Genomic DNA, 25,145 nt, shown 5'->3' with positions numbered 1-25,145 from the left:
CGCGGTTCCGTCCGAACAGAAGATTTGCGACCTGGACTGCGTTCCTGGCTTTTCGTGTCGGGTTTCGCATGGTTCGACAGGTCGGATCGCAACGCTTTGACCAGCGGAAACGTGTTCGGATACGCGTTCAGTACCTCCACTGAATCGGACATTGTGTACATGAGCGGTCATCAGGTTGATGACCGCTCATGTTTGCTGTTGTGGCGCTTGTGGTTTGCGGACGCGAGGAGCCGGGTCGGGCATTCCCGTATTGTTCTGTTGTGGACTGTGTTGCAGGATGGACTTTGCTGTCCGATTGTGTCGCCACGTGTCTCGTGGGGTTGTGGGTTCCGTGCTCCTGGTCTGCTCGTTCGGGTGGTGTGGCCTGTTCGGGGGTCGTGGAATCGGGTGGGTGTCGGTAGCGTGGATGCACGGCGAATCTCCCCCTCTCCCAAGCGCTGTCGGATCTTCGTGACGAGCTGCGGGACGCGAAGCTCTCAGCCGACCCGAAGCTGAAGTTGAAGAGGTTCATTGGCCGGGGCCGGGCGCGCGCTACACGCGACCCGCGACAGGGCGGCCCGCAGGGACTGACCGCAACCTCCCTGGACCGCGGGCCCGGTGGGGTTCCCGGCCAAGGGTTCCGGCCAGAACTCTCATCGCGAAGCCTATTTATGCGCATTTGCCGCTGCATCCCATTGGCGGCGGAACGCCTCCTCGAACCGAGCTGCTGCCAGCAGGGTTGTCCCGGGCCAACCAGGGTGTATCGAGCCTGGTCACGGTTGGCTTGAGACATCCCCAGTCATGCCGGTTGTTGCGGAAAGCTGCTGTACCGCAAGCCTGTCAGGGTGATTATCTACAATGCGTGCATGACCGATGAGACAGCCAGGATGCTAGAAGAAGCCCTGGACGACGAAGTCGCCGCTCAAGCGAACGCAGATGAGTTCAAGAGGGCGTGCCTCGCCTACGTTGCGGAGGAGCTACCCGGCAGACTTGATGCTTTCGCGAAGACAGTGGCTCAGGGTCAACCGGACGTCACGAGGTCCTTGGGGGCAGAGGGTGTCCGACAACTGCGATCCGAACTCGAAACTGAGGCCACTTCGCTTGCTGGCGAGCTAAAGGATTCCGTGGGCCAGATTAGCTGGCCAAGTTCCCAAAGCCGATACAGCCAGGTCGACAACGACAGCATCAGGACAGCATTGTTCGAGTACCTGAGCGGAGCGCGTGTCGGCAAGATAGCGGCGATCTTTAAACACCATGGGTACGACATTCAGGACGACAATGCGCAAAGAGAGCAAGGACTAGTCAATCCTCTTAGTCTCTTTGATGAAAGTCAATTCGGCCTGCTGGCTCGGGCTCTCAATGACTTGGATGGTGCCAAACGGCACGTAGCAAGCGCACGGACTGCTTACGACAACGCCACCGTTAACGAACTCTGGGGAGACTGACACCTCCATTTCTAACGACCTCGTGCATGTTTGTGGTTGGCGCGCAACGATTCCTGTGGACGTCTGAGTTCAGCTCGAGGGGCCAGTGAGGTATTCCCGGCAACGTGTCATGCGCGATGAGTGAGTTTGCGGGGGTGGGGGCGATTGAGAACGTCGCTACCCGGGTGCACTGCGTTGCTTGGAATGCGTGCGCTTGCCGTACCGCATTGAGGCACGATGGCTCAAGGCCAGGGCGTTGCTCGTCCGTAATGCGACGTCTGGCCAATCGGACAAGATGATCAGCGGGACAGATACCGGCGAACGATACTCGTCGTCCGGTGGCAGGTACTCGATGTGCTGATGCCGACTAACTCCACGATCCTCAGCGCCTTCTGCCTGCTCGGCCACACCGACGAGAGCGTCCCAAACGATGTCGAGATACTGATGACCGCCGGCAAGATGCAGCGTGTCCTCACCTCGATGGCTGACAGTCAGCGGTCCTTCTGTCCGTTCCTGAACGACAACGCCGCCCGAAACTTGCGCTTCTACCCGCCCCTGAGTCTCACGGAGCAGCAGGGCAAGGGCACGAAGAGCAGCCGGAGGTCCGGCAAGCTCCAGTTCGCCGTCAGAAGTCGAAAGACGACAAAGCCGATAGAGGATCACCGGTGCATCCTTCCTCATGCTCGGGAGCGCGCCTTCGCCTGCGAGCGACTGAGCCATTCCGAGCAAGCTGTTGCGCAAGGCCGTGGCTGGAAGACGTTGGGATACAGGGAAATCCCCTGGTAGATATTAGAGCTGCTTACGACTTCAGTGTTCTCCCAAGGGGTTTCGGGTCTGCCATTGTCACCTACGCCGCAGTCCTGCCCGTCGACAGGGCCGCCGCTGAGTGGCTATCGCCGAAACTCGCAGCCCACCGCCGCGCCATCGGCACCCGCAAGGGCACTCGCCACCTCACACCCTGGAATCACGCGGTCTACACCCTGCGCTTCCTCATCGACGGCATCAGGATCAAGCAGCTCGGACGCGACTACGCCCTGCCCAAGACCACCGCCTACACCTACTTGTGGGAGGGCCTGGAAGTGCTCGCCGCGTGCGCGCCGACCCTGCACGACGCGATCGACGCCGCTCGATCCGTCGGGGACGCTCACATCGGCTTGGACGGCACCCTCATCCCCACCAACCGGGTCAAGGTCGAAGGCCCCAGCGAGGGCTGCGATCGGTTCTACTCGGGAAAGCATCACCGTCACGGCGCCAACCTGCAGGTCCTGTCCACCCCAGACGGGTTCCCACTGTGGATCGGCGACGCGCGGCCCGGTCGCGAACACGATTCGACCGCCGCCCACCGCACTGGTGTCGAGGACGAGATCGCCTTGCTCAACATCGGCGTGCCCCAAGAGCAACACCTGCTGGTCCTGGTCTACCTCGGGTACGAGAAGCTCCGCGACTTCCCCGCGGTCCGAGCTCCGCACAAGAAACCCAAGGGTGGCAGTCTCACCGAAGTACAGCGCTCCTACAACCGGCTACACGGGGCGCTTCGCGCCCTGGCCGAGAAGGCCAACGCCGACCTCAAAGTCCGCTTCGCATGCCTCGACAAGGTCAGTCTCGACCCCTGGCGGATCTCATACCAGGCTGGCGGGTGCTTCTTGAACTTCCGGTGCGGCGGTGTCACGACCCGTCTTCCGGACTAGGGCCTGTCCTGTGAATGGTTGTGGTTGGGGGACCATCGCCTTGTGCCTGGTCGTGGTGAGTTGGCTGAGGCCGCTTGGCGGCAGATCGAGCCGCTGCTGCCCGCCAATGGCGGGCGTGGCGGGCAGTGGAGTGACCACCGCACGGTGATCAACGCGATCTTGTGGAAGCTGCGGACCGGTGCGCCCTGGCGTGACCTGCCCGAGCGGTACGGGTCGCTGAATCCCTGCTAAGTCATCCCGTTCAAGCGGGCCCGCGCGATCGCCGGTCCGCCTCGCTCAATCGGACGACGTGAGCGGGGTCCAGACGCCGAACCACTGTTCGGCGTCCCATTCCTCGAACCGCTTCACTACGGTGAACCCCAGCTTCGCCGCCAGGCGCAACGAGGGCTCGTTGGCGGTCTGCGTCGTGAGCACTACCGGCTCGCCGGGCAGCGCTCGGGCGCACCACTCCAGTGCGGCCACGCACGCCTCGGCAGCGTACCCGCGTCCCCACGCCTGCGGCAGAAACATGTACCCCAGCTCAACCTCCGAGGCCCCCGGGCGGACGTGGACCTGATGTTCGGGATCGCGACGGTCGAGCGTGACGATCCCGATCATCGCCCCGTCGAGATCGACCACGAACAGGCCAGGGCGCCGCTTTGGGACCTGGGGCATCGCACGCTCGAACTCCTCACGCGGTCGAGGGCCGCCGATGTAAACGCCCACCTCTGGGGAGGTGAACAGCTCGATGATCGCCGCCCTGTCTCCCACCTCGGGCTCGCGAAGCACGAGCCGCTCGGTCTTGATCGGGTCGGGCGGCCAGGCAACAGGTCCGAGTTCAGGCATGGCAGACAACCTACCGCCACCGTGAAAGCGATCCGAACGGCCTAGTACGGCGGCGGAAGTTCGTTGTGTGACGGGCTGGCGGGTCGGGCTGGGGCTCACTGTGGGCAAATGTGCTGCTCTTGCAGGACCGCCGCCAGGCGGGTGATGTCATCGGCGTCCTTCTTGCGACGAGGCCGGCCCAGTGCCCAGACCGGCATCATCTGCTTGATCTCGATCTGGCTGCGGGGACTGATGATCCCGCATCGCAGCGCACCGATACGGCCGGACGAACCCTCAAGCATGTCTTCGGGCCACCGTTCCCCGGCCCAGGGGCCGCCGGCGACCACCACGCGATCGAGCCGGTCCTTGTCCAAGAGCGCGAAACTGCTCTCCTCACCCTGCTTGCCGAAATCGAGCTGCTGGCCAGCAGCTGGACCGGACAGGGGTTCATAGCCGGAACGCAACAGCCCGCGGGTCAGCGTCGCGGCATCCGCCGACCAGGCGAACCAGTCGATGTCTTCATGGTCTCGCGTGGGCTCGCCGATTAAGAGGTCCATGGCCCAGCCCCCGCGGAGCCAGATCTCCACCCCGAGGGTCTTCGCGATCGCCACCGTTTCACCGATCAGCCGAAGCTGCCGAGCACTGCGTTCACTGCGACGGCCCTCGCCGTTGACGCCGTCTACGGCAGGTCGGAGCCGCTGCGGGCCACCGCCGAATCTGAGGGCATCGCCTACGTGCGCGAAGTCGGCAAAGACCACCAGGCTCGGACCGATCCCGCGATCGAGGCCGAGCGGGTCGAACACCTCGCCGAGGCCATTCCGACCCGGAACTGGTCCGACCGCTCTGCCGGGGCCGGTTCCCGCGGGCAGCGGGTCTACGCCTGGGGCTACCTCGCCCTCGACTCGGCCGGGGCCGCAGGCGAACGAGGGCTCCTGGTCAGATGGAACCGCCGCAAGGACGAGTACGCCTACTACCTGACCTTCCTGCCCGAGGCCGCCACCGGCGCCGGGCTCGCTCGGCTGATCCGCATCGCCGGGCTCCGCGGGCCGATCGAGACCACCTTTCAAGACGCCAAGGGCTGCTTCGGACTCGACGAGCACCAAATGCGCACTTGGATCTCGGTCCGCCGCTGGATCACCCTCGCCCTCGTCGCGGCCTGCGCGACCGCGATCGCCCACCAACGGGCCCAGGCCGCCGGCAGCCGCTTGACACTGACCGGCCTCGCCTGCCTCTACGGCGAGATCACCCGCGCCGTCCACCACGACGACTTTCACAATCACTGGTCCGAGTGGATATGCGACCACAACGAGCAAGCCCGCCGATCCCACTACCAGCGACGCGGCGACCACCAGCCGTCATGACATCACGAACTTCCGCCGCCGTACCAGCACCGATATGACGGGTCTCGCGAGGCCCGGCGCTGCCGGCGCAGGCTCTCGCCACCCGGTCGGCCGGGACCGGGCGGCGATAACGCTCGGTCATGTCCGCAGCGTGTACTTCCGAGCCCCAGCCTCGCGGAGGATGGTCTTCACACTCGAAAGGCCGAGCTCATACCGCGTGGCGAGGTCCTTCTGGAGTGCCTCGGCGAAGTAGTTTCGATGGCTCGTTGCCGGTCCTGCGGGGCCAGGCGTTTGCGGAGCGGACGCGGTGCCGGCCGCACCGGAGTTACGGCACCCGAACTGCATCTCTGGCTTTTCGTGTTGGGTTTCGCATGGTTCGCCAGGTCGGATCGCAGGGCCCTGAACTGCGGAAACGTGTGCGAATAAGCGTTAAGTACCTCCACCACAGGGTTCAGACTTGAACGCTGACCCTTAGAGAAAGCGGCACCAGCCTCCGGGCAGGTGCCGTTTCGGCGTTCCCGGTCCCTGAACGCGATGAGCGGCGCGATGGACTCCGAAACCCCACCCCTGATCACCCTGGCCCGTCGGTCAGCGTCGGTGTCCAGGTGGAGGCAGGTAAAGCAGATCGTGTTGAGGTTTTCCGCTCGTCCTCGGAGAACGACTCGTAGAGTGCACGGGGCCGTGCGAGCAGTTCCAGGAACGGTGCCACCGTCGCGACCGCTTCATCGAGCCGGGGCCGGTCCGAGGTCGAGGCCCTGCCTCTCTGCAACGGCCTCTCGCATGCGCTTGTCTGGTGCGCCTCACAGTGACGGCGTGGGTGGACGGCGGTCCAGCGGCCAAGGTCTGGAGCGACCGACCTCGCTGAGTAAATCTTTCATCCCTGGCCAGTGAATCCTCCTGCTGGTGCTGTAAACATTGCATATGGGAAAGCATGAGCCGAATTCACTCCTCAAGTGGGCGAGGGCTTCCTTGCGATGGATCAACGCTCAGTGGACCCAACGCCCCTTGCTGGCCCACGTGCTGCTCGTATTGGCCCTCGCTGCTGGGAGTGCAGTAGTTGCCGGAGGAATCTTGTGGTCTGTGGCGGGCGGACCTTCGCTACCTCCGATCTCAGGTGAGTCTGCTCGCTTGGAATTGATCAAGGTCTCCCTTCTCGTTACCGGTGGGATCGGTGGAGTAGTTGCGCTTGTTGTGACGTACCGTCGCCAGCAGCTTGGTGAGCGAGAAGAGCGGCGCGAAGACGTAAGACTGATGCACGACCGGTTTAGGGAAGCAAGCGCGCAGCTGGGGGAAGAAGCCGAGATGTCGCAGACCGCGGGCATCATCGCACTCGCGGCTTTGGCAGATGATTGGCCGGAGCAGCGACAGATGTGCGTCGACCTGTTGTGCGCATTCATTCAGAAGCCCTTGCGCACCAGCGCCGCTCCCTCGGAAGGCGATATAAATCCGACCAGTACGGATACTGATTTGGAATCCAACTCCTCCTATCGACTTCAAAAGTTCGCAATTGCGGAAATTCGAAAAAGACTAGATCCCCTCGCCGGCGCCACCGAAAACTGGACGGGCCTCAGATACGAGTTCTCTATTTCACATATCGACAAGCTAAATCTCTCTCATGCAAACTTGATCGACTCGCAATTGATATTCAGAAATAGTCCCGCCCGTGAATCCGTGATTGATTTTTCACATTGCAAACTTTCGAGGACGGTAATTGAATTTGATGAGACCTTTGGCTTGCCTGGCGGAAAAATCTCGTTCTCGGGCGCGAAGATACATAGCTCTGAGATCAGATTCAAATCCGTGAGAACCAGAGGTGTCACGTTCGCGTTTGATGCGCTCGAGCTTTACGGTGGCCTAGTCGATTTTGATCAGGGCAGTATTGAGAGCGGGCACTTCTCCGCATGGGGAGCAGAGTTCCACGGCGGGACATTCAGGGTGAATTCACTCTGCAAGAAGGTCGACTTCCATTTCAGGGGCTCGGAATTCAGCGGAGGAGTACTTAAGTTTGAGCTTTCCGGAGGAAACAAGGGCTGGGTAGAGTTCCATGGCATCGACCTCGAGAAACCCCCTCGGGGAGTCGATCTGCCCTGGTGGATAGACGAGTACTCTGGATTCGATTCAGCGATGCTCATGCAGCTGCGAGAATTATCGGTCGCGTGCCGAATCCGCCTGCAGCCGTGCGGCACGAACTATCGTCGGCCGAGGGCGAGGCAGCGGCGGACTTCGGCCATGCGGTAGGTGATGTGGGCGGTGGTGTCGAGTTCCTGGACTCCGGGGCGGCGAGCTAGCCCGGCGGCCCACAGGCATTGGCTCGCATGGCGTGCGGCCATGAGGACCGGCAGATGGGTCTCGAGGTCTTCGGGCAGGGGTCGGACAATGCGGTACCCGGTGAGGAAGGCCCGCTTGAGCTCTTCGAAATGGGCGTAGTCGCTCAGGTTGCCCATGACGGGCGCGAGGTCGTAGAGGTAGTGGCCCCAGCCGCAGTCGTCGAAGTCCAGGACTCCCACGTCCCAGCTGTAAGGGCGGCGGCGAACAGTGTGGCAGTTGCCGAGGATGAAGTCGTTGTGGATCAGGCCGAATGACTCGCCGCCGTTGCCGAGTGCAGAGAAGACGGCGGCTGTCTGTTCGGCGACCTCTTGGAACAGGGCCAGGTCCTCGCCGCGCAGGAACTCGCCGATCGGCCCGGAGTTGTAGGGCGAGCGCTCAGCAGTGAACATGCCTGCGGCATCCCAGGTCGGCAAGGTGAACCCCATTGCGGGCGCATAGTTTTCGGCAACGTGGTGGAGCTGGGCGAGAGCCCGGCCAAGCTGATAGACACCGCGAGCGCCGAGTCCGCTGCCCGGTCGGCGCACTTTGCCGTCGACCCAGGTGAGGAGATCGCAGTGTGCTTCAACGTGTGCGTCACTGGTCGTTTCCTGCGGCAACGTGAGGGATACGAGGAGCCTGCCGTCGGCGGCGGGTACTGGTGTGGGGACCGTGATGCGCTCGGACGCCAATCGCGCGTGGACATCGGCAAGGAAGGTCAGTTCGGCGAGTGTGTGGTCACTGCACCGGGCCCCGGGCCGGTGGACGCGCAGTGCGTATCGACTTCCGTCGCCTGCGATCACCTCGTGGACGCTGTTGTTCAGGACGCGGATCGGCGCCACGTAAAGCGGCCCGGGGAGGTCGTATTCGGCCAGCGCCGTCGTTGCGGTGGATTCGAGTATGGTCTGGGCGGGGTTGTTCTCCGACATGGCGACTCCGTCTCGGGCTCGCGCTGGTAGCGGCGCCGTGCGTGCCATCCCATCAGAGGCATGCCTGTGCGGCAAGCGGATTTGGGGCGTTTCGTCGTTCAGGGAGTTGCCATCACCCGAGCAAGGTGATGAGTCTTCGGAGGAGCGACCTTGAGGCTGCGTACCCCTCGATCGCATCAGGCGAAATCGCGTCGGCTGCTCCGGGTCCAGTTCAGCATGATTGAGCGATGCAGAGGTTGGTGCGAGTTTTCGAGGACTTCGTCTATGACTTCGACGGTGGTGTTCGAGGGCACCGTGCTTTATCGCCGAGCGCGTGAACCGGTCGAGCGGCGCACGTCGGTTTCCGATTCCATACGGGAGAGCTTCTCGGGATTGCGGACGTGGTAGGCACCGGTGACGAGGCCGTGCTCGATCCGAACCGCGACTACGCCATCGATCTTCCCGTCGATTCGGACGAGGAGTCCCGGGGCGCCGTTCACCTGCACCTGCTCGACCGTACGTTCCGCATCGCGGCGCCACCAGCCGACCGCCAGGAGACCGGCCACTTCGTCCGCGCCTACCACGGGGTGTGGTAGCGCGTGCCGGAGACCGCCGCCGTCGCTCAGGGCGACGACGTCGGGAGCGAGGATGTCGAGGAGCTGCTGGAGCTCGCCGGTCTCGACCGCGCGCTGGAAGGCCTGGAGCGCGATCCGGGTGTCGGCCGGAGAGGCAGTGCCGCGCGGTCGGCGATCGGCGACGTGCGCCCGCGCCCGGTGGGCGATCTGGCGGACCGCGGCGGGGGTCTTGTCGACGGCCTCGGCGATCTCGCCATAGCCCAGGCCGAACACCTCGCGCAGCACGAACACCGCCCGTTCGATCGGCCCGAGGGTCTCCAGGACCAGCAGCATCGCCATCGAGACGCTCTCAGCGAGCTCGACGTCCTCGGCGACGTCAGGTGCGGTCAGCAAAGGCTCGGGCAGCCACGGCCCGATGTACGTCTCCCGGCGGCGGCTGAGCTGCCGCAGCCGGTCGAGCGCCAGCCGGGTGGCGATCCGCACCAGGTAGGCGCGCTGCTCGCCGACGGCCGCGTGGTCGATTCCCACCCACCGCAGCCAGGTCTCCTGCAGGACGTCTTCGGCGTCGGCGGCCGAACCGAGCATTTCGTAAGCGACGGTGAACAGCAGGTTCCGATGGTCCACGAACACCTCGGTCGCGGCATCACGCGCGTCCCCAGCCCGTTCGCCGCCCAGGTTCATTCCGGACTCCCGCCTCGTCCTCTGCACTGTCACACGCACGTGACGCCGACCGCCATCGCTTTGTGACAGCCCCGGGCGGCGGTCCTCGTCACAGTGCCGCCGCTGTCACAGCAGCCGGGCTGCCGGCGTCTCGTGGCCAGAAGGACGCCACCGGCACCGGCCGGAAACCAGAACAGGAGACCACCCATGGACACACCCGCCACGCCAGCACGCTCGCGCATGCCCAATCCCCTCCCGCTCCTCCCCGGCATGGCCGACCTCGCCGGGGGGCTGCACGCGATGGTCGAGGAGAGCAGTGTCCCGCGGTCCACCGTCCGACTGATGGAGCTGCGCGCGGGCCAGATCCTCGGCAGCACGTACTTCGCCGTCCGCGACTCGGCGAACCTCCGAGCGGCCGGCGAACGAGCAGAGCGGATCGCCGCCGTCGCGACCTGGCGGACCGCTTCGTGCTTCACCGACGCCGAGCGGGTCGCGCTCGAGCTCGTGGAAGCCGTGCTGTCCCCGAACCCGATCGGCGAACGGGTCCCCGACGAGATGCACGCCAGAGCCGCCGCGCACTACGACGACAAGGGGCTTTGGGACCTGGTCATGGCGCTCGCCCACATCGGCTTCTTCACTCCCGTCGCGCTCATCGCAAAACCGATCCCCGGCATGCCTCCCGGTCAGAACTACAGCGAATAGAAAGGCAGCGGCCATGAGCACCAACAAGATCGCCGTCGCAGGGGCGACGGGGCGCCTGGGACGCCACGTCGTCGACGTCCTCACCGAGCAAGGGCACCAGGTCGTTCCGATGTCCCGGGCCACCGGCGTGGACGTCATCACCGGCGCAGGCCTCGACGAGGCCCTGACCGGGGTCGACGCCATCGTCGATGTCGCGTCGTGGCACGCCTCCGACCAGGAGGCTGCCGCCGAGTTCTTCCGCACCGCGACCCGAAACCTCCACGAGGCCGGGCGGCGGGCCGGAGTCGGCCGGATCGTGGCCGCCTCCATCATCGGTGCCGACAAGGCCACCGGTGGCTTCATCGCCGCGCAGCAAGTTCACGAGGAGACCCACTTGTCTGGGCCGCTGCCCGCCCGCTTGCTGCGGGCCGCGCAGTTCCACGAGTTCGTCGAGCAGCTCTTGGACTGGCGGCAAGGCGATTGCGCCTACGTCCCGAACTTGCCGACCCAACTGGTGGCCGCCCGCACCGTGGCCGAGGAACTGATCGCCCTCGCCGCCGACGCGCTGACCCGGCACCCCTCCGGGACACCGATCCCCGAGATCGCCGGTCCGCGCAGGGAGACCATGCCCGAGGCGGCCGCGCTCCTCGGCGCCCGCCGGGGCGTCAAGGTCGTCGGTGTCGACGACCCCGACATGCCGGACGCCGCCCTCGCCGCCGCGGGCGCCTTCCTGCCCAGTCCGCACGCAAAACTCGCCGGCCCCGAATTCCACGAATGGCTCGACGGCCAAGGCTGACGGCATCGTGCCCGGGAACGCGGCCGCGTTCCCGGGCCGAGAACGGCTCGACGCCCGCGGTACGCCGGCCACGATCAGGGCCGAGTGCAACGGCCCGACAACCGTGCCGCGTACTTCCGGGCTCCGGCCTCGCGGAGGCGTGCCGCTCGTTTACATCCGGTTCACGGCCCCGCCCCTACCGTTCGGCCCATGAAGCGCATCTCTCCCATCCTGGCGGTCGCGATGCTCGCGGCCGCCTGCACCGCGAATTCGGATACCAATCCGGCGGCGGAGGCCGCGTGCGACCCCGACCTGGCCGCCGCGCTGAGCGCCTGGGCCGACGCCGGTTTCAGCGGGACCGTGGCGATCGACGGCGGCGGCCTCGACTGCCGGGCCGCGTTCGGCCTGGCCGACGTCGCGGCCGGGACCGCGAACACCGACGCGACCGTGTACGGGATCGGGTCGGTCAGCAAGGCGTTCACCGCCGCGGCGGTCCTGGACCTCGTGGACCGGGGCGTGTTCGCGCTCGGCGACCGGGCGGGCGCGCTCCTACCCGGCCTGGGCGGACCGGCCGCCGACGTCACCGTGGAGCAGCTGCTGCTGCACACGGGCGGCCTCGAAGGCGGTCACGGCGCCGACCACCGGCCGCTGGACCGCGAGGAGGCGATAGCGGCCATCAGAGGCCTGGAGTCGGCGTTCCCGCCCGGCGGCGAGTACCTCTACTCGAACGCCGGCTACTCGCTCCTGGCGCTCATTGTGGACGAGCAGTCCGGATCGTCCTATAGGGAGTACATGACCGAGGAGGTCCTCACCCTCCCCGGCGGGCGCATCGGCGGGTTCTGGGACGGCGAACCGGTCCCGTCCGGGCCGCGCGCCGTCGGCTACACGGACGGCGAGCCCGCGTCCGAGTCGGGCGGCTTCGCCGGACCGCACTGGGCCATGGCGGGCAACGGCGACCTGGCGATGACCGCCGGCGAACTGGCCGACTGGACCACGGCCCTGTTCGCGGGCGAGATCATCTCCCCTGAGGCGGTGGACCTGCTGCTGGGCACCGGTTTCGACCACGGCGAGGGCTCCTCCGAGATCCCCGGCTGAGTCTGGATCGGCCCGGAGATGCTCGGCGTCCCGGTCGTGGGCGCCTCCGGAAGCGGCGGCGACACCGGGCACAGCGCGGTCACGACCTGGCTGCCCGAGACCGGCACGACGATCACGATCGCGAGCAACACCGACGACGTCCTGCCGGAGGAGCTGCTGGAAGTGGTCCTTCCGGCTCTCGCCGCGGGCGAGCCGATCCAGGTCCCGGACGAGCGGGCCGACGTCGACCCGGCCGAACTCCAGGCGCGCGAAGGCGTCTACACGCTCGACTCGGGCTCGACCCTCACCGTCGCCGCCGACGACGACGGCCTCGTCGTCACCGCCGACGGCGCCGACGCCGTGGCCGCCATGTTCGGCTCCGACGACTTCGCAGCCGAGGACGTCGCCGCCCACGAGGACGCCGTCCTCACACTCCTGGACAGCGACTCCGCCGTCGGCCGCGCCGAACGCGCCGCGATCGAGACCGACCTCGGCCCCCTCACCGACATCGAGCTCGCCGGAACCGCCGACGAGGACGGCGAACTGCACACCTACGTGCGCGTCAGCGGCCAAGACGGCGACATGCTGGTCTGGTACGCCCTCGATGAGCAGGGCCAGATCGGCGCCGTCGAGTACGGCGCCGACCCTCCCGCGTTCACGCTGGTTCCCACTAGCCAAGGCGAATACCGCCCGGCCGACCCCATCATCGGTGACGCGGCAATCTCGGTGACCTTCCAGGACGACCTGATGACCGTCACCGGCTCCGAGACCGCGATCGACGCCCAACGCACCACCTGACAGGAAAATACCGTGCGCATCCGGCCGTGTTCGATGGTTCAGATCGGTTTCGGGGCGTCGCCTATGAAGGCGAGTACCGATTCGAAGCGGTCTCTCGTGGCGGCTATGGCGCGGTATTCGGCTTCGATGCGGGCGTGCTCCTCGTAGATGACGGCCCGCTGCTCGGGGGTGATCTCCTCGGCGCTCGTGCACCTGCGGAGCTTCGCGATCGCCCTGCTGGGGAAGCCGTTGCGCAGCAGGGTCCGCACCCAGAGGACCTGGTCGACGGCGTCCTCGGTGTAGATCCGCTGGCCGCTCGCGGTCCGCTCGGGCCGCAGGAGGCCCTGCTCCTCGTAGTACCTGATGGCGCGCACGGTCGCCCCCGTCGCCCCGGCCAGTTCCCCGATCCGCATCCGCGGCCTCCTCGATCTTGTGGCGTCCGCCACCGTTGCTTGCCCCTGACGCCGACGTGAGGTCTTAGCTTCGACCACATGGACATCCAAGGATCGATCGCAATCGTCACCGGCGCCAACCGCGGCATGGGCCGCCATTTCGCGCATCAACTCCTAGAACGCGGCGCCGCCAAGGTCTATGCCGCCTCCCGCCGGGTCGAATCCATCGATTTCCCCGGTGTCGAGGCGGTGCAGCTCGACATCACCGACCCGGCGTCGGTCGCGGCGGCCGCGAAGACCGCCTCCGATGCGACCCTCCTCATCAACAACGCGGGGATCACGACGTTCGCGAACCTCCTCGACGGCTCCGAGGACGCGACCCGGCGGGAGATGGAGACCAACTTCTTCGGCACGTTGAACATGGTCCGGGCCTTCGCGCCGGTGCTCGGGGCGAACGGCGGCGGGGCGATCCTCAACATGCTGTCGGCGCTCTCGTGGCGCTCGGCCGGCATGGGGCACGCCTACTCCGCGGCCAAGGCCGCCTCGTGGAGCCTCACCAACGGGGCCCGGCTCGAACTCGCCGCGCAGGGGACGCAGGTGGTCGGACTGCACGTCGCCGGGGTCGACACCGACATGCTCGCCGGCGTCGAGGCGGAGAAGAGCGACCCCGCGGACATCGCGCGGATCGGACTCGACGGCATCGAGGCGGGCGCCCTGGAGATCCTGGCCGACCAGGTCACGGCGGATCTCAAGGCGATCCTGAACGCCGACCCGAGCGTCCTCTACCCGGAGCTGGCCGCGACCCGGTCCTAGGGTTCGCACCCGCGGCGCACCGTATCGAGGGGTGGTGCGAAGCCGTTCGGCGGCGACGACCCCCGCCCCCGTGGCGACTCCGGTCGCCGCGGGGGCGCTGTCAGTCCCCGGGGATACGGTCGGAGCCCGTACTCCCCGTCCGAAGGAGCTCCCGCATGCGACACGGTGAACCGGCCACGTTCGTCCTCATCCACGGCGGCGGTTCGAGCTCATGGGACTGGCACCTGGTCGCCCCGCTGCTGCGCGAGCGCGGACACGAGGCGATCGCGGTGGACCTGCCCATCGAGGACGACGCGAACGGCCTCAGCGAGTACGCCGACGCCGTGGTCGAGGCCGCGGCGGGGCGACCGAACGTCGTGGTCGTGGCGCACTCGCTCGGCGGCCTGACCGCGCCGATCGCGTGCTCGCGCACGCCCGTCGAACTCATGGTGCTGGTGACCGCCATGGTCCCGCTGCCCGGTGAGTCCATGGGCGCGTGGTGGTCCGCCACCGGCCACAGTGAACTCGGCCTCGCGATGGACACCAAGAAGCAGGTCATCGACCTGTTCATGCACGATCTGCCGGTCGAGCTCGCGCAGGAGGCGCTGCGGCACGGACGCGACCAGGGGGGCGGGAAGTGGGACGAGCCGTCCCCGCTCGAGGCCTGGCCCGACGTGCCGACCCGGTTCCTGCTGTGCCGCGACGACCGCTTCTTCCCGCCGGAGTTCATGCGGCCCGTCGTCGCCGACCGCCTCGGCATCGTCCCCGACGAGATCGACGGCGCCCACAGCGTGATGCTCAGCCGCCCTGCGGAACTGGCCGACCGGCTCCACCGGTACTGGACGGAGCGGGCCTGACGTCAGCCCTTGACGGCGCCGGTGATGACCGCCTTGGTGAAGTGCTTCTGGATGAACGGGTACATGACGACGATCGGGATGATCGTGCACACGACCGCGGCCATCTTGAGCGAAGCGGCCGGGGCGTTGTCCATGCCGGAGGAGATCGCGGCCGCCGCGGCCGCGTCCTGGCCCGCCGGCCCGGTGGACGCGATGAGCCACTGCTGGATCAGCACCTGGATCGGCTTGGTCTCCAGTCCGGGCGTGTAGAGCACGGAGAGGAAGTAGGTGTTCCAGTACCCCACGGCGTAGAACAGGCCGATGACCGCCAGGATCGCCTTCGACATCGGCAGCACGACCTTGAACATGGTCCGGAACTCCCCGGCGCCGTCGATCTTCGCGGCGTCGATCAGCTCGCCGGGGACGCTCGTCATGAAGAAGGTGCGCAGGACGATGAGGTTCCAGGCGCTGAAGCACACCGGCAGGATCAGCGACCACATGTTGTTCAGCAGGCCCAGGTCCTGGACCACCAGGTACGACGGGTACATGCCGGGGGCGAACAGGAGCGTGATGAGGATGGCCGTGAGGAACTTGCGGTGCCACGTCGACCCCGGCCGCGACAGCCCGTAGGCCGCGCCGACCGTGAGCACCAGGCTGATGGCGGTGCCCACGGCCGTGAGCATGAGCGTGAACAGCAGCGACCTGGTGACCGCGCCGCCGGACAGGATCTCGCGGTAGGCCTGGAAGCTCACGTCGGTCGGGAAGAAGATCATGTCGCCGCCCGAGCCGGCGAGCGCCTCCTCGGTGGCGAGGCTGGTGGCGAGCACGGCCCACAGCGGGACGATGATCGCGGCGCCGTAGCAGACCAGGAACAGCGCCTTGGCGGACTTGCCGAGGAACGACGGCTCCTCGTCCCAGACGGGGCGCCTGTCGCGGCGGCGGGTGCGGGTGGCGGCGGTGGCACTCATGACTTCTGGTAGATCCCTTGCTCTCCGAAGCGGTGGGCGATGTTGTTGGCGGCGAGGATGAGCAGGAGCCCGATGAGGCCCTTGAACAGTCCCGCCGCGGTGCCGAGCGATTCGCCGTTGGACGACAGGATCGTCCGGTAGTAGACGAACGTGTCGAGTACTTCGGAAGCGCCCCATCCGACCGCGGCCCGCTGGAGCTGGTACTGCTCGAAGCCGACCGAGAGGATGCCGCCGAGCTGGAGGATGAGCAGGAGGACGATCACCGGGCGGATGCTCGGCAGCGTGATGTGCCACAGCCGCCGCCAGCGGTTCGCGCCGTCGACCGCCGCCGCCTCGTACAGCGCGGGGTTGATCGCCGCCAGGGCGGCCAGGAAGATGATCATGCCCCAGCCGGCGTCCTTCCAGGTCCACTGCATCCAGGCCAGGAACATGAACGTGTCGGGGTCGCGGGTGATGTCGAGCCGTTCGCCGCCCATGCCCACCAGCCACCGGCTGAACAGGCCGTCCTGGCCGAGCACCTGGGTGAAGACCGAGACGACCAGGACCCAGGAGAAGAAGTAGGGGAGGTAGACGATCGACTGGAAGGTGCTGCGGAGCTTCGTCGAGACGACCGAGTGCATGACGAGCGCGAGCACGATCGAGAACGGGAAGACGAACAGCAGCTGCGCGAACGCGAACTTCAGCGTGTTGAGCAGCGCGTCGACGAAGTACGGGTCCTGGAACAGGATCTGGAAGTGCGTGAACCCGATGATCGGGTTCTCCCACAGCGACCGGTACGGGCTGTAGTCCATGAACGCGATGACGCTGTACGCGGAAGGCGCGTAGAAGAAGACCGCGAGCTGGACCATCGCGGGCGCCGTGAGCACGATGAGCGCCCAGTCCCGCCGCAGGCGGTGGCGCAGCGGCCGGCGCCTCGCCTTGGGCGCCTTGGCTTTCCGGGTCTTCGGCGGGGTCTCGGCGGCGCGCCCGGCCGGTTCCGTTGTCACTGCCATGTCGCTCTCGTCATCTCCGATGGGGATCGCCGGACCGGGGAGCGCGGGCGGGACCGGGGCCCCGCCCGTGCCCGTCACTCGCCGTGCAGCTGCTTGTAGGCCTTCTCGTAGAACTCCCGGGCCTCGTCGCCGCCGTCGGCCCTCCAGGTCTCGACCGCCGCGTCCAGTTCGCTCAGTTCGGCGCGGCCGTAGACGATGTCGTTGACCTTCTCGTCGAAGACCGCTCCGGCGTTGTTCCCGGCCTCGGGGCCGGTCAGGCGCAGTCCTTGGAAGGGGTTCTCGTCCAGGTACGGCTGGATGGCCTCGTCGAACGCGAAGCGGGCCTCGACGATGTCGGCGGGCCCTTCGAGCAGGTACTCGGTGGCGCCGCTCATCGCGGTGTACGCCAGGGAGTCCTGGAACCCCTTGACGCCCGCCTCGGTGAACGCGGGCCTGCCGTCGGCGTCGTAGGTGAACTGCTGCCCTTCGAAGCCGAAGAAGGTCGTCTCGTACTCCTTGGTCCCGTAGGGGGCGGCCGCGTAGTTGGACACGTCGAGCAGTTCGGCGATCGCGTCCTCGCCGAGGTCCTTGCGGAAGAACAGCCATCCGCCGACGCCGCGCGCGGCGTGGTACATCGGCTCGCGGCCCTCGTAGGTGAGCGCGCCGACCGGGCCGAGTGCGAACGCGGGGTTCTCGCCGGTCGCCCGGACCTCCTGCGTCATCTGCCACCAGCGGCTCCAGCCGTCCTGGTCGAACAGGATCTCGCCGGTCCGGTGCAGGGTCTTGCCGTCGAAGTCGGCGCTGCCGACGCTGGGGTGGCGCAGCTTCTCGTCGGTCAGCGTGCGCTGGAACCGGACCCACTCCTTGAACTCGGAGCGCTCGTTGTTGTGGACCAGGCCCGAGCCGTCCCACAGCCAGCCGGTGGCTTCGAGGCGGAACCACGCCTTGGACATGTAGTCGGACCCGCCGATCGCCCACCTGCCGGCCGAGTCGTCCGACCAGGCGCGGGCGGTCTCCAGCAGCTCCTCGACGGTGGTCGGCACGGCGAAGCCGCCCTCCGCCAGCAGGTCGGCGCGGTGGAAGAAGGCGTTGCCGGGTCCGCCCAGCAGGGTCCAGGGGACGCCGTAGATCCCGGCGGTCCCGGCGGGGTCCTCGGGGTCGGCCGACCAGACCGAGTCGGCCCAGGCGGCGTCGCCGCGACCGGCCAGCAGCGGCCACCGCTCGGCGATGTCGCCCGATACGATGTCGGTGATGTCGGCGAACCGGTTGACGACGGTCTCGTTGAAGTTCGCGTGGGAGTTGGTCATCCACCCGAACATGAAGATCGCGTCGCCGAACTCCTCGGCCTGGATCCACTGCGTCGACGCCTCGGCGAACGCCTCGCCGTCGCTCTGGACGAACTCGATCTTCGTGCCGCCGGTGGCCTCCTGCATGGCGAGGAGGTACGGGTCGTCCGCGGTCAGAGCGGGGCCCCAGTTGGGGACGTACACCTGGTAGGAGCCGGAGTTGCCCGGCGGGGTGGTGATCGCCCGGGCGGGCGGGTTCGGGTACGCGAGGTATCCGCTGGGGTGGTCGGGCGGGTCGCCGAGCAGGTCCGGCTCGATCGGCAGCGGCCACTCCTTGTACTCGGGCAGGATGCCGAGCGTCGGGTCGACCTCCTGTACATTGCCCTCGCCGCCGCTGACCTCGCCGCAGGCGGACGCCAGCGGGACGCCGGCGGCGCCGGCCGTGCCGACGCCGGCCGCCTTGAACAGGGAGCGGCGCCGGACCGGCGAGCCGCCAGAGGGAGTAGCCATGTTGTCGTCCTCGTCCTTGAGAAGGGGATGGGAGCTGCCGGCCCGACCACGCCAAGATCGATGTATTTGCATGGCACGCCCGGTGCGCAGTACGGTACACAGCCACCGCTTACTTTGTCAATGTATGAAATCAAGTCGGTGTACGAACCGAGTTCCAGTCGTATAAATTTCGGATATATCGCCTAATATGCCTTCACAGGCACAGTGGACGAGTTCGTCAGGCAACAAAGCAAGGAGCTTCGAATGACGAGTTTCACGGCCCTCCCCGGCGAGGAGTCCGAACCGTGGCCGGCACTCGGCGGCGTCGAGCGCCAGGCCCTGCGCGAACTGCTGATCCACGGCCCGAAGTCGCGGGCCGAGATCGCCCGGGAGCTCGGCATGTCCCGCGCGAGCCTCACCCGCGTCACCCGCACGCTGGTCGACCACGGCTTCGTCGCCGAAGGCGCCTCGCAGCTGCGCGGCACCACCGGCCGGCCCAGCGAACTGCTCCACGTCCGCCCCGGCGCGCGGAGCTTCCTCGGCGTCAAGCTCACCGGCGAGGACCTGTTCGCCGTGGTCACCGACCTCACCGCGAAGGTCCTCGCCTCCCATGACGAACCGCTGCGCTCCAAGGCCGTCGACGACGTCGTCGCGCAGATCGGCGAGGTCCACGACCGCCTCAGGGCCGCCCATCCGGACATCGCGGCGGCGGGGATCTGCCTCGCCGGGGACGTCACCGACGCCGACGGGCACCAGATCATCGTGGAGTCGCTGTTCCTGGGCTGGTACCGGGTCCACCTCGCCGACCTCGTCCGCGAGCGCATCGGCGTACCGGTCGCCACCGAGAACGACGTGCGGTCCCTGACGGCCGCCGAGCACTGGTTCGGCGTGGGCGCCGGCTTCGACTCGATGGCGCTGCTCACCGTCGGCGCCGGCGTCGGCCTCGGCCTGGTCGCGGACGGGAAGGTCGTCACCGGCGCCCACGGCAAGAGCGCCCGCGTCGACCACCAGCTGGTCGACTCGAACGGGCCCATGTGCGGGCACGGGCACCGCGGGTGCGTCAGCGTCTACCTCCCCAACGGGTCCATCGTCGCCTCGCTGCGCACGCCCGGCCTCGACTACCCGGGGGCGGTGGCGCTCGCCCGCGGCCGCGACCACGCCGCCATGGCCGCCTTCGGCGACGCCGGGCGCGCGCTCGGGACGCTGGTGGCGATGGTCGCGAACACCATGGACCCCGAGAAGATCGTGATCACCGGCGACGGCATCGCGGTCACCGAGATCGCGCGCACCGAGATGGAGTCCGCGATCGAGGCGCACCGCCACCCCACCGGCGGCCCCGTCACCCTCGACATCCAGCCGTTCGAGTTCGTGGAGTGGGCCCGGGCCGGGGCCGTGCTGGCGATCCGCTCCTGCCTCCAGTTCTGAGGACCGATTAGTTTCATTCATTGACAAAGCAGAGGCGCGAACGGGCCCTGCCGGGCCTCCCTCACGGGAAGCCGGCAGGGCCCTTGTCGGCCTCGAGTGCCGGGTCAGGCCTCGTCGGTGTCGATGTCGTCGCGGGCGACGTCGGCCCTGCCGTCCCTCGTGTACATCCGCAGGAAGGCGAAGACCCCCGCGAGGCCGGCGACGACGCACACCGGCTGGAAGAGGGTCGTGCCCCCGAAGACCACCATGTCGGCGTTGCCGAGGAGGATGCCGACCACCTGCGTGAAGGTGACGACGAAGCCTCCGATGACGAGGATGACGATGCAGATCCGCGACGCGGCGGACAGTAGGCTGCTCATCGTTCCGTTCTCCTGTCTGTCGAGCTCACGGGACCCACGCGATACCGACGGCCATGAGCACGCCGAGTACGAACGTCGGGATGAGGTAGTACAAGATCACCGGCTTGAACGTCTTGACCGGGTTCACGTCGGCGATGCCGGCCGCGACGTACAGCGGCGCGGCGCCCGGCGGCGAGGCGCTCTCCGAAGCGGCCCAGACCAGCACGGACGCGTAGGCCGCGGCGGGCGCGACCCCGACGGCCGTCAGCGCGGCGTAGCCGACGCCGCCGACGGCCGCGATGGTCCCGGTGGTGCTCAGCGGGCCCGCGATGACGATGATGAGGGCCCCGACGACGATCGCCGCGAGCACGGCCGGGACGGCGCCGAGCTGCTCGAGGATCGGCGCGAGCTGCTCGCCCAGGCCGAGGTTCGAGATGACCTCGGAGGCGGAGAACGCCGCGATCATGGTGACCGCGACCAGTCCGAGTTTGGGGCTGACGTCGCCGAGGAAGCCCCACCACGCCCTGCCGGTCTTCGGCAGGAGCCTGCGCCCGACGATGAGCCCGGGGATGAGCATCGCGACGGGCAGCCAGAACAGCACCGGGATCGTGTCGGCGGCCTCGGCGCCGATGTGCTCGGTGACGGCCTCGCCGGAGGCGCCGTTGGTGGCGAGGATCGGGACGGCGATCGCGGCGAGCACGATGAACGAGGACCAGCCGGCCCTGACGGTGCGCCGCAGCGGCTGGAGGTCCTCGGGGTTCATGGCGCCGACGCCTCGGGCGCGGATCATGACGTACGCGGCGATCACGCGGGAGGCGAGGAACCACAGGGCCGCGACGAACGCGGTCAGGATGACGTCGTTCGAGGACAGGTCCCCGACGACGGTGGGGAAGGCCAGCAGCAGGAAGAACGCGCCGCTGAACGGGAACACCGCGCCGATGCCGGCGTTGCCGCCCAGGACCGTCGCGGCGGTCTCGCCGCTGGCGTTGGACCGCTTGATCCACGGGATCGTGATCGATCCGACGGTGGCCGCGGTGGCCGCGCCGTTGTGGGCGACCGCGCCGAACAGCGCCGATCCGAGCGTCGCGGCGTAGATCGAGCCGCCGCGGAAGCGCCCGATCATCGAGCTGAGGACGTCGACGATGCGCTGCACGATGCCGACGCGCACCAGGAGTTCGCCGACGATCACGAAGGCGAGGGCCGCGTAGGTCACCTCGTTCATGAACCCCTCCGTCAGCCCGGTCCACAGGGCCGAGGGGAAGTCCGTTCCCGCGAAGAGGGCGCTGACGATGAAGCCGACGAACATGGACTCGCCGATGTTGCGCTTGAACAGCACGTTCCAGACGACGATCGTGCCGATGAAGGCGGCCAGGGCGATGACCGATATGTAGTCGCTCATGGGGTGCCCTCCGCCGCGGACTTGCGCGGGGCGGGCCGAGGGGTAAGGGGATACGACATGGTCTGGCCTCCTCTTTGAAACCGTGTGGGCTACTGCCCGGATGACAATACTATAGTTTAACTCAAGATCCAACAGTATAGAGCGCGCGATTCCAGCGCCCGTCCCTGCGCTGCGCACGCCGAGCACCGGCCCGGTGCGGAGCAAGGGCCGGTGAGCGGTGTGCGGAACGGACGGGCCGGAGCGGACCCGGTCGGGCTACTTCAGGACGCGGGCCTTCGCGCCCTCGATGTGGCCGCGCATGAGGGAGGCCGCGAGGTCGGCGTCGCGCGCCTGGAGGGCGTCGAGGATGAGGCGGTGCTCGCGGGCGGCGTTGCCGGCGCCGGTGCGCCCGCGCTTGGTGAACAGGCGGAACCGCTGCATCTGGCCGTCGAGGGAGTGCAGGGCGTGCTCGAGGAAGGGGTTGTCGCTCTGCGCGGCGATCAGCTGGTGGAAGGCGTCGTCGGAGGTCCAGTAGTGCCGGAAGCCCTCGGGGTCGTCGTCGGCGTGCGGGACGGTCGCGTCGAGGTCCTCGACGGTGGCGCGCAGCTCGTCGAGGAACTCGGGGGTGGTGCGCAGGCCCGCCTGGAGCGCCAGTTCGGGTTCGATGACCATGCGCGCGTCCATGAGCTTGGCGACCTCGCGGTCGCTCAGGGCGTCGGCGACCTGGTACCCCTTGAGGGCCTCGCGGCGGACGAGGCCGGTGTGCTCGAGGCGCGCGAGCGCTTCGCGCAGCGGCGTCTGGCTCACTTCGAGTTCGCGGGCGAGGGCGCCGATGTTGAGCGGCTCGCCGGCGGTGCGGCGGCCGTCGAGGAGCTGGCGAAGGAGGACGCTGTACATCCGGTCCGCGACCGGTTCGCGAGTCGACCGCCTGCTCGTGATCACTGGAACGCTCCTTCTCGTACGGACCTTGATTCTGCCATACAGGATCGGGTCCGATTCGATACCAGTGGCGCGGATCCCCGAGCGCCGCGGAGGCCGCCGGGCGGCCTCCGCAACGGGTCACGCCGTTTCGAGGTTGGTCCGCCGGTAGGCCGCGGCGGCGCCCGGACCGGTCAGGTAGTCCACGAACGCCCGCGCCTCCTCGGACGCGGCGCCGGCGGCGAGGGTCGCGGAGAACTCGGTGTAGTGCTGGACCTCCGCGGGGAACGGGCCGACGATCCGCGCCTCGGGGACGAAGAGGAGTTCGCTCAGCTGCTGGATCGCGACGTCGGCGCGCCCGTCCACGACGGCCTCGGCGATGAAGCCCTTCTCGATGATCGTGGCCCGCTCGTTGAGGCGGTCGGCGATGCCCAGGTCCTGAATGAGCCGTGCGAAGTAGATGCCGCTGGCGCCGGTGACGGAGTAGGCCACGCTGCGGGCGCCCAGGAGGGTCCGCACGAAGGCGTCCTTGTCGGCGATGTCCGGCAGGGGCGCGCCGGGCGGCACGGCCAGGCCGATGCCGCTGCGGGCGATGGGGGTGCGGGTGGCGAGGTCGACGATGCCGCGTTCGGCGAGCGGGTCGAAGGAGCCGGTCACCCCGATCATCACGTCGAACGCCTCGCCCGCGTCGATGCGGCGGACGAGCTGGACCGTCGGGTCGAACACCGTGTGAACGGCGATGCCGGTGTCGGCGGTGAACGCCGCGAGGACGACGTCGTCGAGGGCCTTGCGGACGGCGAGGGTGGAGAACAGCGTGATGGAGCCGGTCATGGCGGTTTCCTTCTGGCGGTTGGCGGTCGGGGCGGTGCGGGGCGCGGCGCGGGGCGCGCCGCCGGTGGTCAGGACGGCTCCGGTGCGATCGATCGCCGCAGGGCCGCAGCGGAACTCGCCGGTCCGGAGACGACCGGGACGCCGAGGGCCTCCTGGAGCCGGTCGCCGGCCGGGGCCAGCGAGTACTGCGCGAGGAAGACGGCGTCCACTTCGGCGGCGAGCGGGCGGCACGCGCCGATGAGCGCGGTGACCAGGCCCTCGGCGTCCCCGGCCTTCGTCGCCGCCATGGCCTCCGGCACCGCGATCCCGGTGACCTCGGCGCCGTCCGCGCCGAGCGCGTCCCGCAGGCGGGCGGCCGAGTCGTCCTTCGCGGCCGCGAACGAGGCCACCACGAGGATCCGCCGGTGGCCGGCCTCCGCGAGGTCGGCGAACGCGGCCTCGTCCGGGGCCAGGACCGGCAGGTCCGCCGCGAACGCCTGCGCCACGGGGCCGTAGAGCGAGCAGGTGAGCAGCACGCCGTCGGCGCCCCCGGCGAGCGCGTACCCGATCAGGCCGTTCATGCGCGAGCGCAGGTCCGCGTCGAGGCCGCCGCGGGCGTCCGCGTCGGACAGGAGGCGGTCGTCGAGCAGGTTCCACACCTGCGCCTGCGGGAACGCCGCGGCGAGCGCGTCCTGCGCCGGGCCGATCGCGGCGGTGACGGCGCTGATCAGCGCGATCTTCGGTGCCGAGCTCATGCGGTGTACCCCTTCATCCAGGCGAGGCCCGCGACCGTATCGGTCCGCGGCGCGTACTCGCAGCCGATCCAGCCGGTGTAGCCGGATGCGGCGACGGCCGCGAACAGGGCGGGCCATCCGATCTCGCCGGTGCCCGGCTCGTGCCGCGAGGGCGGGTCGGCGATCTGGAGGTGGAGGACCAGGTCCTGGAAGCGCTGGTAGGTGCGGATGAGGTCGCCTTCGTCGATCTGCGCGTGGTAGAAGTCCAGGAGGAGTCCGACCCGGTCGGGTCCGACGGCCTCCACGACGGCGGCGGCCTGCTCCTGGGTCTCGAGGATGAACCCGGGCGCGTCCCGCTTGTTCTGGGCTTCGAGCAGCAGGCGGACGCCGGTGCCCTCGGTCTGCTCCGCGGCCCAGGCGATGTTGGCGACGTACCGGGCGAAGGCCCGGTCGCGGGAGACGCCTTCGGGCACGAGCCCGCCGACGACGTGCAGGAACGGGGCCCCGAGCGCGGTGGCGTACTCGAGGCCGCGCAGGACGCCGTCGCGGTACTCCCCGACCAGGCCCGGGATGCAGGCGAGGCCCTGCCGGGTGGGCGAGCCGGCGGGGCCCATGGGCGTGTTGACGAGGATCTGCTCGAGGCCGTTGTCGGCGAGGAGCCGCCGCAGGTGCGCGGCGTCGTGCCCGTAGGGCGAGGGGTACTCGACGGCGGTGAACCCCGCGTTGGCGGCGGCCGCGAAGCGGGCTTCGAACTCGTGCTCGGTGAACAGCCATTTGAGGTTGGCGTCGAAGCGGAGTGTCGTCATGGCTCGGCCTCCT

26 protein-coding genes and 1 pseudogene are annotated in these 25,145 nt (G+C 68.1%); 12 read left to right on the top strand and 15 right to left on the bottom strand.

The window, feature by feature from the left end:
* Positions 1-845 precede the first annotated feature (845 nt).
* A complete protein-coding gene (locus BLQ63_RS27780; RefSeq protein WP_143014843.1) occupies positions 846-1,424 on the top strand; it encodes a hypothetical protein in 579 nt (192 codons plus the stop codon).
* Between the two features lie 156 nt (positions 1,425-1,580).
* On the opposite strand, the gene BLQ63_RS28385 is transcribed toward BLQ63_RS27780, so the two are convergent.
* Entirely contained in the window at positions 1,581-2,066 is a 486-nt protein-coding gene (locus BLQ63_RS28385) for an Imm32 family immunity protein (RefSeq protein WP_177154884.1), read from the bottom strand.
* Between the two features lie 2 nt (positions 2,067-2,068).
* On the opposite strand from BLQ63_RS28385, the gene BLQ63_RS11205 reads away from it, so the two are divergent.
* Together BLQ63_RS11205 and BLQ63_RS11200 are read left to right on the top strand one after the other, a co-directional pair.
* Complete coding sequence (locus tag BLQ63_RS11205; protein WP_177154883.1) at positions 2,069-3,091, top strand: transposase family protein; 1,023 nt, start codon at positions 2,069-2,071, stop codon at positions 3,089-3,091.
* Positions 3,092-3,133: 42 nt separating this feature from the next.
* Positions 3,134-3,307 (top strand): annotated as a pseudogene (locus tag BLQ63_RS11200) (transposase); the annotation flags it as partial.
* Between the two features lie 60 nt (positions 3,308-3,367).
* On the opposite strand, the gene BLQ63_RS11195 reads toward BLQ63_RS11200, so the two are convergent.
* Positions 3,368-3,916: a GNAT family N-acetyltransferase gene (locus BLQ63_RS11195; protein WP_091033639.1), complete on the bottom strand. Its 549-nt coding sequence runs from the start codon at positions 3,914-3,916 to the stop codon at positions 3,368-3,370.
* Positions 3,917-4,011: 95 nt separating this feature from the next.
* Positions 4,012-4,506 carry a nucleotidyltransferase domain-containing protein gene (locus BLQ63_RS11190; RefSeq protein ID WP_091033635.1) on the bottom strand — a complete coding sequence of 165 codons (495 nt, stop codon included), beginning with the start codon at positions 4,504-4,506 and terminating at the stop codon, positions 4,012-4,014.
* A gap of 21 nt (positions 4,507-4,527) precedes the next feature.
* Between BLQ63_RS11190 and BLQ63_RS11185 the strand changes: the two genes are divergently transcribed.
* Both BLQ63_RS11185 and BLQ63_RS27775 read left to right on the top strand, forming a co-directional pair.
* On the top strand, positions 4,528-5,256 hold the full coding sequence (locus tag BLQ63_RS11185; RefSeq protein WP_091033632.1) for a transposase: 729 nt from the start codon (positions 4,528-4,530) through the stop codon (positions 5,254-5,256).
* Between the two features lie 1,107 nt (positions 5,257-6,363).
* Positions 6,364-7,473, top strand: coding sequence for a hypothetical protein (locus BLQ63_RS27775; protein WP_143014842.1), 1,110 nt, complete (start codon positions 6,364-6,366; stop codon positions 7,471-7,473).
* Here the strand turns inward: BLQ63_RS27775 and BLQ63_RS11180 are convergent.
* Both BLQ63_RS11180 and BLQ63_RS11175 read right to left on the bottom strand, forming a co-directional pair.
* A complete protein-coding gene (locus tag BLQ63_RS11180) occupies positions 7,425-8,468 on the bottom strand; it encodes a phosphotransferase enzyme family protein (protein WP_177154882.1) in 1,044 nt (347 codons plus the stop codon). The two genes, BLQ63_RS27775 and BLQ63_RS11180, sit on opposite strands and share 49 nt — an antisense overlap.
* 299 nt (positions 8,469-8,767) lie before the next feature.
* Complete coding sequence (locus tag BLQ63_RS11175; protein ID WP_091033626.1) at positions 8,768-9,703, bottom strand: RNA polymerase sigma-70 factor; 936 nt, start codon at positions 9,701-9,703, stop codon at positions 8,768-8,770.
* Between the two features lie 186 nt (positions 9,704-9,889).
* Between BLQ63_RS11175 and BLQ63_RS11170 the strand changes: the two genes are divergently transcribed.
* From BLQ63_RS11170 to BLQ63_RS11155, 4 genes are all read left to right on the top strand, one after another.
* A complete protein-coding gene (locus BLQ63_RS11170; RefSeq protein ID WP_218125206.1) occupies positions 9,890-10,384 on the top strand; it encodes a carboxymuconolactone decarboxylase family protein in 495 nt (164 codons plus the stop codon).
* Between the two features lie 13 nt (positions 10,385-10,397).
* Complete coding sequence (locus tag BLQ63_RS11165) at positions 10,398-11,159, top strand: SDR family oxidoreductase (RefSeq protein WP_091033619.1); 762 nt, start codon at positions 10,398-10,400, stop codon at positions 11,157-11,159.
* A gap of 189 nt (positions 11,160-11,348) precedes the next feature.
* Positions 11,349-12,233, top strand: a complete 885-nt coding sequence (locus tag BLQ63_RS11160) for a serine hydrolase domain-containing protein (RefSeq protein WP_091033616.1) — start codon at positions 11,349-11,351, stop codon at positions 12,231-12,233.
* A gap of 18 nt (positions 12,234-12,251) precedes the next feature.
* The gene (locus BLQ63_RS11155; RefSeq protein ID WP_091033613.1) at positions 12,252-13,010 is read left to right on the top strand and encodes a hypothetical protein; all 759 of its coding nucleotides are present in this window, start codon (positions 12,252-12,254) and stop codon (positions 13,008-13,010) included.
* A gap of 38 nt (positions 13,011-13,048) precedes the next feature.
* Here BLQ63_RS11155 and BLQ63_RS11150 read toward each other — a convergent pair whose 3' ends face one another.
* Positions 13,049-13,402, bottom strand: coding sequence for a MerR family transcriptional regulator (locus tag BLQ63_RS11150; RefSeq protein ID WP_177154881.1), 354 nt, complete (start codon positions 13,400-13,402; stop codon positions 13,049-13,051).
* A 78-nt stretch (positions 13,403-13,480) separates the two neighbouring features.
* Between BLQ63_RS11150 and BLQ63_RS11145 the strand changes: the two genes are divergently transcribed.
* Positions 13,481-14,194: an SDR family oxidoreductase gene (locus BLQ63_RS11145; protein ID WP_091033606.1), complete on the top strand. Its 714-nt coding sequence runs from the start codon at positions 13,481-13,483 to the stop codon at positions 14,192-14,194.
* A gap of 155 nt (positions 14,195-14,349) precedes the next feature.
* Positions 14,350-15,030, top strand: coding sequence for an alpha/beta fold hydrolase (locus tag BLQ63_RS11140; RefSeq protein WP_091033601.1), 681 nt, complete (start codon positions 14,350-14,352; stop codon positions 15,028-15,030).
* A gap of 2 nt (positions 15,031-15,032) precedes the next feature.
* On the opposite strand, the gene BLQ63_RS11135 is transcribed toward BLQ63_RS11140, so the two are convergent.
* The 3 genes from BLQ63_RS11135 to BLQ63_RS11125 all read right to left on the bottom strand — a co-directional run bounded on the left by BLQ63_RS11135 (position 15,033) and on the right by BLQ63_RS11125 (position 18,744).
* Positions 15,033-15,977, bottom strand: coding sequence for a carbohydrate ABC transporter permease (locus BLQ63_RS11135; protein ID WP_091033597.1), 945 nt, complete (start codon positions 15,975-15,977; stop codon positions 15,033-15,035).
* The gene (locus BLQ63_RS11130; protein ID WP_091033941.1) at positions 15,974-16,969 is read right to left on the bottom strand and encodes an ABC transporter permease subunit; all 996 of its coding nucleotides are present in this window, start codon (positions 16,967-16,969) and stop codon (positions 15,974-15,976) included. Before BLQ63_RS11130 ends, BLQ63_RS11135 begins: the two co-directional genes overlap by 4 nt.
* 74 nt (positions 16,970-17,043) lie before the next feature.
* Positions 17,044-18,744, bottom strand: a complete 1,701-nt coding sequence (locus BLQ63_RS11125) for a type 2 periplasmic-binding domain-containing protein (RefSeq protein WP_091033590.1) — start codon at positions 18,742-18,744, stop codon at positions 17,044-17,046.
* Between the two features lie 243 nt (positions 18,745-18,987).
* Between BLQ63_RS11125 and BLQ63_RS11120 the strand changes: the two genes are divergently transcribed.
* On the top strand, positions 18,988-20,148 hold the full coding sequence (locus tag BLQ63_RS11120; protein WP_091033585.1) for an ROK family transcriptional regulator: 1,161 nt from the start codon (positions 18,988-18,990) through the stop codon (positions 20,146-20,148).
* Positions 20,149-20,252: 104 nt separating this feature from the next.
* Here the strand turns inward: BLQ63_RS11120 and BLQ63_RS11115 are convergent, their stop codons facing one another.
* The 6 genes from BLQ63_RS11115 to BLQ63_RS11090 all read right to left on the bottom strand — a co-directional run bounded on the left by BLQ63_RS11115 (position 20,253) and on the right by BLQ63_RS11090 (position 25,132).
* Entirely contained in the window at positions 20,253-20,507 is a 255-nt protein-coding gene (locus BLQ63_RS11115) for a hypothetical protein (RefSeq protein WP_091033580.1), read from the bottom strand.
* Between the two features lie 25 nt (positions 20,508-20,532).
* Positions 20,533-21,885, bottom strand: coding sequence for a TRAP transporter large permease subunit (locus BLQ63_RS11110; protein WP_091033575.1), 1,353 nt, complete (start codon positions 21,883-21,885; stop codon positions 20,533-20,535).
* Positions 21,886-22,140: 255 nt separating this feature from the next.
* Positions 22,141-22,761: an FCD domain-containing protein gene (locus BLQ63_RS11105; RefSeq protein WP_091033936.1), complete on the bottom strand. Its 621-nt coding sequence runs from the start codon at positions 22,759-22,761 to the stop codon at positions 22,141-22,143.
* Between the two features lie 162 nt (positions 22,762-22,923).
* The gene (locus tag BLQ63_RS11100) at positions 22,924-23,613 is read right to left on the bottom strand and encodes a molybdate ABC transporter substrate-binding protein (protein WP_091033571.1); all 690 of its coding nucleotides are present in this window, start codon (positions 23,611-23,613) and stop codon (positions 22,924-22,926) included.
* Positions 23,614-23,681: 68 nt separating this feature from the next.
* The gene (locus BLQ63_RS11095) at positions 23,682-24,347 is read right to left on the bottom strand and encodes an aspartate/glutamate racemase family protein (protein ID WP_091033567.1); all 666 of its coding nucleotides are present in this window, start codon (positions 24,345-24,347) and stop codon (positions 23,682-23,684) included.
* Positions 24,344-25,132: a hydroxypyruvate isomerase family protein gene (locus BLQ63_RS11090; protein ID WP_091033564.1), complete on the bottom strand. Its 789-nt coding sequence runs from the start codon at positions 25,130-25,132 to the stop codon at positions 24,344-24,346. Before BLQ63_RS11090 ends, BLQ63_RS11095 begins: the two co-directional genes overlap by 4 nt.
* Positions 25,133-25,145: the final 13 nt, after the last annotated feature.

Source organism: Glycomyces harbinensis, from assembly GCF_900101745.1.
Classification (GTDB): Bacteria; Actinomycetota; Actinomycetes; order Mycobacteriales; family Micromonosporaceae; genus Glycomyces; species Glycomyces harbinensis.
Note: the sequence above shows the minus strand (reverse complement) of the source record. Positions and strands in the feature narration are given on the sequence as shown.